General features: G+C 63.7%; 9 protein-coding genes. 5 read left to right on the top strand and 4 right to left on the bottom strand.

The features are described from left to right. Positions 1-709, bottom strand: a 709-nt coding sequence (locus Q0996_RS17110) for a hypothetical protein (protein ID WP_299622411.1), incomplete at its 3' end; no start/stop codon positions are given. Positions 710-915: 206 nt separating this feature from the next. Here Q0996_RS17110 and Q0996_RS17105 point away from each other — a divergent pair. From Q0996_RS17105 to Q0996_RS17095, 3 genes are all read left to right on the top strand, one after another. Beyond that, entirely contained in the window at positions 916-2,262 is a 1,347-nt protein-coding gene (locus tag Q0996_RS17105; RefSeq protein ID WP_299622408.1) for an NAD(P)/FAD-dependent oxidoreductase, read from the top strand. Between the two features lie 488 nt (positions 2,263-2,750). Next, on the top strand, positions 2,751-3,995 hold the full coding sequence (locus Q0996_RS17100; protein WP_299622405.1) for a hypothetical protein: 1,245 nt from the start codon (positions 2,751-2,753) through the stop codon (positions 3,993-3,995). A 116-nt stretch (positions 3,996-4,111) separates the two neighbouring features. Next, entirely contained in the window at positions 4,112-4,312 is a 201-nt protein-coding gene (locus Q0996_RS17095) for a hypothetical protein (protein WP_299622403.1), read from the top strand. 19 nt (positions 4,313-4,331) lie between these two features. Here the strand turns inward: Q0996_RS17095 and Q0996_RS17090 are convergent, their stop codons facing one another. Both Q0996_RS17090 and Q0996_RS17085 read right to left on the bottom strand, forming a co-directional pair. Continuing rightward, positions 4,332-4,685 carry a hypothetical protein gene (locus Q0996_RS17090; protein ID WP_299622401.1) on the bottom strand — a complete coding sequence of 118 codons (354 nt, stop codon included), beginning with the start codon at positions 4,683-4,685 and terminating at the stop codon, positions 4,332-4,334. A gap of 144 nt (positions 4,686-4,829) precedes the next feature. Continuing rightward, positions 4,830-5,246, bottom strand: a complete 417-nt coding sequence (locus tag Q0996_RS17085; RefSeq protein WP_299622399.1) for an HIT domain-containing protein — start codon at positions 5,244-5,246, stop codon at positions 4,830-4,832. A gap of 5 nt (positions 5,247-5,251) precedes the next feature. Between Q0996_RS17085 and Q0996_RS17080 the strand changes: the two genes are divergently transcribed. Beyond that, entirely contained in the window at positions 5,252-6,295 is a 1,044-nt protein-coding gene (locus Q0996_RS17080; protein WP_299622397.1) for a ligase-associated DNA damage response exonuclease, read from the top strand. Further along, the gene (locus Q0996_RS17075) at positions 6,292-7,875 is read left to right on the top strand and encodes a cisplatin damage response ATP-dependent DNA ligase (protein ID WP_299622395.1); all 1,584 of its coding nucleotides are present in this window, start codon (positions 6,292-6,294) and stop codon (positions 7,873-7,875) included. The genes Q0996_RS17080 and Q0996_RS17075 overlap by 4 nt, the downstream gene beginning before the upstream one ends. Before the next feature lie 42 nt (positions 7,876-7,917). Here the strand turns inward: Q0996_RS17075 and Q0996_RS17070 are convergent, their stop codons facing one another. After that, positions 7,918-9,561, bottom strand: a complete 1,644-nt coding sequence (locus Q0996_RS17070) for a hypothetical protein (RefSeq protein WP_299622393.1) — start codon at positions 9,559-9,561, stop codon at positions 7,918-7,920. Positions 9,562-10,243 lie beyond the last annotated feature (682 nt).

Below are 10,243 nucleotides of genomic sequence, written 5' to 3'. Positions count from 1 at the left end.
CGTCGGTGATGGTCTGGGCATAGGCGGCAGTCTCGATCACCCGGCTGGTGCCGCGCGATGAGATTGCCAGCAAGGTCACCTTTGCGCCCCCCGCCGCCGTCGGCACCAGGACGAGGCGGTAGCCGGCATCGCCGCTCTGATAGACCCCCAGTTCGAGGGCGCCGTCTTCCGCGCCGGGCAGCGCGCGGGCGCTGATCTCGGCCTGCATCTGAAAGGCGTTGCTGATGGGTACGGCGGCCCGGGCGAGGGCGGGCGTGGAGGGATCGGCGGTGGCCGCCTGGCTGCCCTGCTGCTGCTGTCCGCCGAGCGCCTGGTTGAGGATGCCGCCGATGATCGCCGCCGCCACCTCCTTGTCGCTCTTGGGCTCCTCGGCCTCGGCGGCGGCCGTCGCCTCGACGCGCGAGCGCAGGCCACGCGACCAGTCCATCTTCATCTCGCCCTGGCTGACGGTCCAGGGCGCCTTCGGCAGGGCGTCCTTGGAGTCGAAACGGTGGTCGAGGAGAACCACCGGCCAGGTCTGCCCGTATCGCTCCGCGAGGGCCCGCAGGTCCTGCAGGAACCAGGGGTCGGCCAGGTTCTGCGCCTCGCCCTTGTCGATCAGGGTATCGAGTTCGTCCAGCAGGGTTTTTAGCTTGTCGTCGCCCGTCTGCGCTGCCAGCGGGCCTGCGGTGAGGCAGAGCAGGGCGACCCCAAAAACGGTTCTCTTCACGCTAGCGTGCATCCCAGTCGTCTCCCCAAGGCCGGACCGCAGCCGTCTTCTCCGGCAACCATTGTTCCACAGACCGCAGGCCGGCGGAAGGTGCCGCTGCCCCGGCCGGCGGGTCCGACAAGATTCTGTGACCTTGGGTCTGCAGGATGGCCTAAGGTCTGGTGGTGGGCAGCGCCGCTGCGATCAATCAACTGGGAGAGCAGGTCATGGCCAGGAAGTACGACGTCATCATCCTTGGCGGAGGCAATGCCGGTTTCGGCGTTTCCGCAATCGCACATGAGGCAGGCAAGACCATCGCCTTCATCGAGGAACGGGATTTTGGCGGCACCTGCCCGAACCGCGGCTGTACCCCCAAGAAGGTGCTGGTCGCGGCCGCCCATGCCCTGCACGAGATCGAAATGGCCGGCGTCCATGGCATCGCCGTGGGCGAACCCAGCCTGGACTGGACCAAGCTGATCCGGCGGGAGAAGGACATGGTGAGCTTCATCCCCGGCGCCATGGAGAGCACGGCGGACAAGCGGGGCGACGTTTACAAGGGCTCGGGAAGGTTCGTCGGCCCGAATTCGGTGGAGGTCGGGGGCGAGGTCCTGGAAGGCGACAACATTGTCATCGCCACCGGCTCCAGGCCGCGCCCGCTGCCGATCCCGGGGGCCGAACACATGATCACCTCCGACGAGGTACTCTCCGAGGAGCAGCAGCCCGGCGACGTGGTCTTCATCGGCGGCGGCGTCATCGCCATGGAGTTCAGCCATGTCTATGCCCGCGCCGGCACCAAGGTGACGATCCTGGAAGTGATGCCGCAACTGCTGCCCCGCATGGATGCGGATGCGGTCGCCCGGGTACAGGCCGAAAGCGAGCGTATCGGCGTCACCGTGCGGACCGGGGTCGAGGTGAAGGCCATCGAAGAGGCCAATGGCAGGCTCGAAGTCCTCTATGCCCACGGCGGAGAGGAGCACAGGGCGGGCGCCGAGCGGGTGATCAACGGCGCCGGGCGCATCGCCAACGTCGACAGCCTCGACCTCGACGTGGGCGGCGTGAAGCACGACCGCATCGCGGTGGAGACCGATGCCTACCTGCGCTCCACTTCCAACCCCGCCGTCTGGGCCTGCGGCGATTCCTTGACAAGCTCGGCACAGCTCTCGCCGCTGGCCACCTACGAGGGCCGCATCGTCGGCCGCAACATCGTCGACGGCCCCACGGCCAAGCCGGACTACCGGGTCATCCCGAGCTGCGTCTACACGGTCCCGGCGCTCAGCACCGTGGGCCTCACGGAAGCGGAAGCCGAGGCCCAGGGGCTCGACGTCAAGGTCACCACCAACGACATGACCGGCTGGTTCTCGGGCAAGAGCTATGCCGAGACCGTGGCCTGGGCCAAGGTGCTGACCGACACGGCGGAGGACCGCATCGTCGGCGCCCACCTGGTGGGCCACCAGGGCGAGGATCTGATCCACCTCTTCGCCATGGCCATGCGCCACGGCATCACCGTCAGCGCGCTGAAGGACGGCATCTTCGCCTTCCCGACCTTTTCGTCGGATGTGAAGAATCTGTTTTAGGAGATGTGGGCCAAGTTGATGCTCAATTCGCCCCCCGCGCTGCGGGCTGGTCGGTATTGAGGCTGGCGCTCTCGCGGATGCGCAGTGCCTTCCTGCCGTTTCGCACCGTGCCGCTGAGATAGAGTTTGGGGCTGTTGTTTCGCTGAACGACTTTCAGGCCGCCGGCTCGCCCGGGGCTTGCTTGAACATCTCTGGGCATCGCTTCTTGCACCACATCACGAAAGGGACCGGCCCTGCTGCTGCGAGCCGGAGCCTGCCGACCGGCAGGCCGCTTCCATGTCAACTGATCGGCTTCTGGCGTGACAGTGACACCGAAGGGTAGAGCAGCAAGCAGGGGCGGCGGTCCGGTGGATGTCTCCAAGCCTCAGACAAACATGAATGTCGACTAACCTATTTGTAGAATTAGATAGACTCAATTCGCGCAATCTGGAACCCTGGTCCACGGACATTTGACAACTCCGGCGGGTTGGACCCCAGGGAGGGGGCTAGTGAATAGTCTTTCAGGGAAAGAGACGCTGCCTTGCGCCGTTTGGATTGCGGACTTTGTCAGGGCAGTAGGGTTGGGTTCCTTGTTCGCTGTGTCGCTTGCCTCGTCGGCGGCGGCAGCTCCTATTTTCCAAGGCCTTGGCGATCTTCCGGGAGGCGCGTTTAGCAGTAACGTGCTGTTCTACGGAGACGCGATTTCAAGCGATGGCACTGTGGTCGTGGGTGGCAGCCAAGCCACGAGTGAGACTCAAGCCTATCGATGGACCGCAAGCAGCGGGATAGGCAACATCGATAATCTCACCGGCGGCACTGAATTCAGCCAGTCGAGGGCGACGTCTGCAGATGGATCGGTGGTCGCCGGAGTGTACTATCGTCCGCGGGGGTTCGTAGCGTTTCGCTGGACTGAATCCGACGGTATGCGCGAGATTGGCGACTTGCCGGGCGGTCTCGTGTCGAGCACTGCATTTGGTATGTCCGACGATGGCTCAGTAATTGTAGGGTCCAGCGCAAGTTCAAATGGCCCCGCTGAGGCTTTTCGTTGGACCGAAGCTACAGGTATGGTGGGTCTCGGAGACTTCCCGTCCATTCAATTTTCGAGCTCTGCCTATGCAGTCTCTGGCGATGGGTCGGTGGTTGTCGGTCGTGCCTCAGGACAGGGCGGCGATGAAGCGTTCCGCTGGACTGAGGTTGATGGGATGGTCGGACTCGGTGATCTGCCGGGTGGTTCGTTTTCTAGCAATGCGAGACATATCTCGGCGGATGGCAACGTCATCGTAGGGTTTGGTGCTAGTCCCTCGGGCAGGGAGGCATTCCGCTGGACAGAGGCCACCGGCATGGTGGGGTTGGGCGATCTGCCAGGTGGACAATTCCTCAGTGCCGCCAACGGTACATCGGCTGACGGCTCGGTCATTGTCGGAGAGAGCATTTCAGCGCGGGGTACCGAAGCTTTCATCTGGGACGTCGACGATGGAATGCGCTCTCTTCAAGACTATCTGATGACGGGTTTCCAACTCGACCTTACGGGCTGGACCCTGTATTCCGCTCGTGCCGTTTCGGCAGATGGGCTCGTGATCGCAGGCACCGGATCAAATCCGTCTGGAAAAGAAGAGGCCTGGATTGCATCACTGCGCACGACTTCGATGACGGCGGTTCCGACCCCGGCTTCTATTGGTCTATTCGTGATCGGGCTTGTTGGGGTTGTTGGGCTGAACCTGGGCACGCTAGGCCGACGTGATCGACGTAGCTGACGACGCATCGGTCAATTCCGTCGCACCGTCGAACGTTGCTTCGCCTTTTCCGATTGTCCTCCGGTGGACGGCCTAAGAGCTTTGCCGAAGTCCATTCGCTTCATCGCCTCTTCCACATGCAACGGTGCATCGGCGTCACGGTGCTGACCGACACGGCGGAGGACCGCATCGTCGGCGCGCATTTGGTGGGCCACCAGGGCGAGGACCTGATCCACCTCTTCGCCATGGCCATGCGCCACGGCATCACCGCCAGCGCGCTGCAGGACGGCATCTCTGCCTTCCCGACCTTTTCGTCGGATGTGAAGAATTTGTTTTAGGGGGCGACTGCGGCGGGACCTAGATCTCCAAGAGCGATCCGTCGTACCAAACGTCTTCGTAGTCGCCCGCGACAAGGAACCGCCAACCCGGAGGAAGGCCGAGGTACTTCACAATCCGAGGGCACCAATCCTCGAGGTGCCTGACATGCAGCGGCTCGAAAAAGTCCGGGGCATCGGACTGTTCCTCGCCCGCATATATGTACCAGCCGCAAGTATCCCCTACAGGTGGATGACGCAGGCCGTTCAGCGGCATGGCGCCATCCCGAACGTTGAGAGATATGCCCAGTTTCGAGTCTCCTGGAGCCACGATAAACTCGGCGCCATACTGCCTGCAGACGTCCTTCTGCAGCGCCTCGAAACTGGTTGGGGTCATGTCGGCTCCATGTCTGTAGCCAGTGTCCTTGCTTTTCCCTTTGGTCCAACACTGAGCGTCCATCCAGACCGAACCGAGCTGCGGGCTGGGCGGAGCCCGTTTCTATGCCACTCCCCTGCTAAGGGAGTATGTGGTCGGCCGCCGTCAGGTCTCCCTGAACGCTCCTGTCAGCATCGCCACCCGCTCCTGCAAAGCTCCTGACTCGTAGGGGACCGGCGGGGCCTTGCCCCAGACCGGGCCGGGCCAGGCGGGGTCGCCGGTGAAGCGGGCGATGACGTGGAGGTGGAGCTGGGGCACCAGGTTGCCGAGGGCGGCCACGTTGATCTTGTCGGGCTTGAGGCTGGATTGAAGGGCGCGGGAGGCGCCGCAGGTCTCGTCCATGAACTGGGGCATGTCGCCGGGGTCAAGGTCGTGGATCTCGCTCAGGGCCGGGCGCCGCGGCACCAGGATCAGCCAGGGATAGCTGGCGTCGTTCATCAGCAGCACGCGGCAGAGCGGCCAGTCCGCAAGGGTGATACAATCCGCCGCCAAGCGTTCGTGCAGTTGGAAAGCCCCGGCCATCGATTATGCCATCCGTCTTACCCGAATCCTGGCTCAAGGTAACCGAGCGCGGCCTCTATTGCGAGCCGGGGGACTTCTATGTCGACCCGCACCGGCCCGTCGGGCGCGCCGTGGTCACCCACGGCCATGCCGATCACGCCCGGCCCGGCAACCGTGCGGTGCTGGCGACGCCGGAGACTCTGGCCATCATGCGGCGGCGCTACGGCGCCGAGGCGGGCGGTACCCTGGAACCCCTGAGGTATGGCGAGCGGCGGGAAATCGGCGGGGTCAGGCTCTCCTTCCTTCCTGCCGGCCACGTGCTGGGCAGCGCCCAGGCGGTGCTGGAGTGGCAGGGCTGCCGCATCATCGTCTCCGGCGACTACAAGCGCCGCACCGATCCCACCTGCGCCGGCTTCGAGGTGATGGCCTGCGACGTCTACGTGACGGAGGCCACCTTCGGTCTGCCGGTCTTCCGCCATCCACCGGATGAGGGCGAGATTGCCATGCTGCTGACGGCGCAGTGGCAGTTCCCGGAGCGTGCCGTTCTGGTGGGCGCCTATTCCCTCGGCAAGGCGCAGCGGGTGATCGCGCTGCTGCGCCAAGCCGGCTACGACCGGCCGCTCTACATCCACGGCGCGCTGCAGGGACTCTGCGATCTCTATAGCGAACTCGGCGTCGAGCTGGGCGAACTGAGGCCCGCCACCGGCGCCGGCAAGGCGGAGCTGGCGGGAGAGATCGTGCTGGCGCCGCCCTCGGCCCTCAACGACCGCTGGTCGCGGCGCCTGCCGGACCCGCTGACCGCCATGGCCTCGGGCTGGATGCGGGTGCGCGCGCGGGCCAAGCAGCGCGGGGCCGAACTGCCGCTGATCCTCTCCGACCATGCCGACTGGGACGAGCTGGTGCAGACCCTGGAGGACGTCGCCGCGCCGGAGGTCTGGGTGACCCACGGCAACGAGGAGGCGCTGGTCCACTACGCCGGCGCCAAGGGCATCCGCGCCCGCGCTTTGGCGCTCATCGGCCGCGGCGAGGAGGAGCAGGAAGCGGCAACCGCGGAAGAGGCGGCACCGTGAAGGCCTTCGCCGAGCTGCTGGACCGCCTCTCCTACACCGCGGGGCGCAACGCCAAGCTGACCCTCATGGCGGATTACTTCCGCGCCGCGCCGGACCCGGACCGCGGCTATGCCCTGGCGGCGCTCACCGGCCGCCTCGACTTCGCCACCGCCAAGCCGGCGATGATCCGCGGGCTGGTCGAGCAGCGGGTCGACCCGGTGCTCTTCGGCTGGTCCTACGACTATGTCGGCGACATGGCGGAGACCGTGGCGCTGATTTGGCCCGAGCGGCCCGGCGCCAACCGGCCGCCGGAGCTGGCGGAGGTGGTGGAGCGGCTCGCCAGCGCCAGCCGCTCCGACTCGCCGGGGCTGGTGGAGGGCTGGCTCGATGCCCTGGACGCCACCGGCCGCTGGGCTTTCCTGAAGCTCATCACCGGCGGCCTGCGTGTCGGCGTTTCGGCGCGCCTTGCCAAGACCGCGCTGGCCCAGCTCGGCGATGTCACCCTGGAGGAGATCGAGGAGGTCTGGCACGGCGTCAAACCGCCCTTCGCCGAGGTCTTTGCCTGGCTCGAGGGCGAGGGCCCCATGCCGCGGATCGATCTGCGCCGCGCCTTCCGCCCGCTCATGCTGGCCAACCCGCTGGACGAGGCAGAGTTGGCGAAGCTCGACCCGGCCGATTACCGCGCCGAGTGGAAGTGGGACGGCATCCGCGTGCAGCTCGCCGCCGGGGGCGGGGAGGCGCGGCTGTTCTCGCGCTCCGGCGACGAAATCACCCAGGCCTTTCCCGACCTCATGGAGGCGGCGCAGTTCGATGCCGTGCTGGACGGCGAACTGCTGGTGATGCGCGACGGCACAGTCGCCCCCTTCAACGACCTGCAGCAGCGCCTCAACCGCAAGCGGGTGACGGCGAAGATGCTGCAGGACTTTCCGGCGCACCTGCGGGTCTACGACATTCTGTTCCACGGCGAGGAAGATCTGCGCGAGCAGGGCTTCGACGAGCGCCGTGTCCGGCTGGAGGCCTGGCACGCCGCGGAAGCGCCGGCCCGCATCGACCTCTCGCCCCTGCTGAACTTCGCGCGCTGGGAGGAGCTTCAGGCGCTGCGGGACTCGGCGCGGGAACGCTCCATCGAGGGGCTGATGCTGAAGCGCGGCGACAGCGCCTATGTCGCCGGCCGCCCCAAAGGCCCCTGGTTCAAGTGGAAGCGCGACGCGCTGACCCTGGACACGGTGCTGATGTACGCCCAGCGCGGCCACGGCAAGCGTTCGTCGCTCTACTCCGACTACACCTTCGGCACCTGGCGCGACGGGGCCGACGGTGCGCCGGAGCTGGTGCCCGTGGGCAAGGCCTATTCCGGCTTCACCGACGAGGAACTGCTGCGCCTCGACAAGTGGGTCCGCGCCAACACCACCGAGCGCTTCGGCCCGGTGCGCGCGGTGAAGCCCGGCCTGGTGCTGGAGGTCGCCTTCGACGCCGTCCACCGCTCCAAGCGCCACAAGTCCGGCGTCGCCATGCGCTTCCCCCGCATCCACCGCATCCGCTGGGACAAACCCATCGAAGACGCCGACCGCCTGCCGACCTTGGAGAAGCTGATCGAGGAGTAGGCTTCCTTGGCGATGAGTTGCGGGCTCCGGGTTCCGGGTTGGTCAATCGATCGAAAAGACCGTTTGAGAGGTTGGAATGTCGGCCCTGCTCTGAAACAGCGCCTGCACCTGCGTCAGAAATGCGAGAACCGATAGCGATCTGGAGTTCTCGTCACGGTTCTCAATCCAGAAGGACTCGCCCTGATGCTTGACGATGACTGCGGCGTCCTTTGCGGGCTTTCCTGACTCGACCTTTAGTAGCGGTTTGCTCCAGAGTAAGGGTTCTTGCTTTCGGTCGGACGTCAAGGTCTCGTCGTCGTCTTTCTTTGCGCAGCCGGACCTGGGAACAAGCGCTAAGTTGGGGTCTCCCACACGCATGAGCTCTCCAGCATAGTAGAGCATTCCTTGCAATGACCTCAGTTGCGCTGTGAACTGAACATTCACTTCTTGTACCTTCGTCTCTGTGTCAGACGTTGCGAACTCTACTTCGAGTTCCAAGTTTAGTATCTCTTTCCCGGCATCGATAGATTGCTCCCTATGTTGTGTAGTCTTATTCTGAGGGGACTCATCTTTAGCGTTATCTGACTCCTTGGATTTCATAGAGACATTGGAAGACTTAATGAGTTCATTGCAAGCATCCAGAGCCTTCCGCGTTGCTGAGCACTGGTCAACCGCCTCGACACAGAAGTGTGTAGCCTTCGATGCTTCACAAAGCCGGTAATCCTTACCATCCGCGACAAGCGAGAACCCTTTCTCACTTAATTCCACGAGCTTCTCGACATCCTTAAGATCCTTATCCGCAAGCTTGGGACCCACAAAGCGCGCCGAGAACGTCTCTATGATTTGAACCCGGTGCTCCCTCAGTGGAGCGGTCATTGATTGTTTGCAGCTCCCGCTACTTCCAGTTTTGCGATACCCTGAAAGGTACCTGACGATCTCTCGGAAGCACTTCATCTGCTTTGGGTCTTCAGGGTCGTTTTCGATACGTTCCCCGATAGTCTTGCATGAGTCCTTCAATTCAGGGAAATCTCCAAACCCAAATCTTCTCTCAGGCTCATTTGTCGGAGCGCGATTCGGTGTAATGTCCGTCCCGCCTGGAGGTGTTTCGGGCCGGACTGGGTCTGGATCGGTCACTACAACCTCACCGCTCTCAACGATCAGATATAGCAGAAGTGCAAGAGGCCAACCCTGGTCGATGAAGAGTTTTACATCGGCGAGAGAGATCGGTGTCAATGTAGCGGACGAGAAATCCTTTGCGGTTTCGAGAACGGTAACCTTAAAGGTTGGATTGCTTTCTTGGCTGAGTTGAAGCTGTGGGCTTAACGTGAATTCGGAGTCCGCGTCTCCTCCGAACGGGAGAGTCAGGCCCAAGGTGCCTGTTGACGATTGCTTGAGCGAGGCATTGAACTCAGAAATCGCCGTAAAGTGCATCGGTTGGCGATCACGTGCGCGGAGAATGTTGAGAAGAACCTGAGCGTCGGCGCTTTGAGCGACAGTCCTGTTGTAGTCGATCGAATGCTCAGCGATGGTCTGCTGAAATGAGCAGCCGGCAAGGAGCAGAGAGAGCGCGATCCCCATTATCTGTGGAATCGGCTGGCCTCTCCTCCTACCAGCCCGCTCGGTGAAGGTGCTCTCCACACCGGGGCATTTGTTGGAGGGCTTTCCAGGTTCCCTCACTGTGTATTCTGTTTTCTCAATCTCGACCATTTTCCCCTCCCCATCGTCTTGAGCGTGGTTCGCCTTCGCCGAATGCTTGGCTTCGCTAGATGCGTGCTTGCCAATCGGCGAATGTCGGCGCTGCCAATCCAGGCAAAACCACTTGCCGATAGCACCCTTCGGCGGGAAAGGGATGTGAGCCGCTTCACACAGGGGCGCCGGCGGTCCGTTTATTGCAGCTGGCGGTCGGCGACGGCAAAACTGTGAAGCGCGTTGGGGGTTTGGCGCCGATCGGAGTTTGACTCCTAAGAAGCCGACTTGCGGAGTTCCCTCATCTTCAAGGCAAACAGCAGTTCGGGAATCACCGGATCCGGCACCTTGATGAGCGTTCTGGCCGGCGCCTCTGGCGTTTCGAAGTACGCGTTGCGCATCCGCTGGGACAAACCCATCGAAGACGCCGACCGCCTGCCGACCTTGAAGAGGCTGATCGAGGAGTAAGGGGGCGTCCCCCTCACCCTCCCACTGCGTGGGCCCCTCCCTCTCCCACGCTGGGGAGAGGGATACTTGAGCCGCACATTGCTTTCCCTCTCCCCGCTGTGGGAGAGGGTTGCGAAGCCTTGGCGAAATCGAAAGATCGAGCTTAGGCGAAGCTGGGTGAGGGGGTCACCGCTGCACTGTATCCCACTGGGGGGCGATCCAGGGGGGGGCGTCGGAGGGGGGGGGGGGGGGGCGG

The organism is Pelagibius sp. (assembly GCF_028289705.1).
GTDB lineage: Bacteria > Pseudomonadota > Alphaproteobacteria > Kiloniellales > Kiloniellaceae > Pelagibius.
This window is presented reverse-complemented; position numbering and strand designations above follow the sequence as displayed.

Coding starts and splice junctions, on each gene's coding strand:
- Q0996_RS17105 (WP_299622408.1), top strand. CDS start 916: ATGGCCAGGAAGTACGACGTCATCATCCTTGGCGGAGGCAATGCCGGT.
- Q0996_RS17095 (WP_299622403.1), top strand. CDS start 4,112: ATGCAACGGTGCATCGGCGTCACGGTGCTGACCGACACGGCGGAGGAC.
- Q0996_RS17090 (WP_299622401.1), bottom strand. CDS start 4,685: ATGACCCCAACCAGTTTCGAGGCGCTGCAGAAGGACGTCTGCAGGCAG.
- Q0996_RS17085 (WP_299622399.1), bottom strand. CDS start 5,246: ATGGCCGGGGCTTTCCAACTGCACGAACGCTTGGCGGCGGATTGTATC.
- Q0996_RS17080 (WP_299622397.1), top strand. CDS start 5,252: ATGCCATCCGTCTTACCCGAATCCTGGCTCAAGGTAACCGAGCGCGGC.
- Q0996_RS17070 (WP_299622393.1), bottom strand. CDS start 9,561: ATGGTCGAGATTGAGAAAACAGAATACACAGTGAGGGAACCTGGAAAG.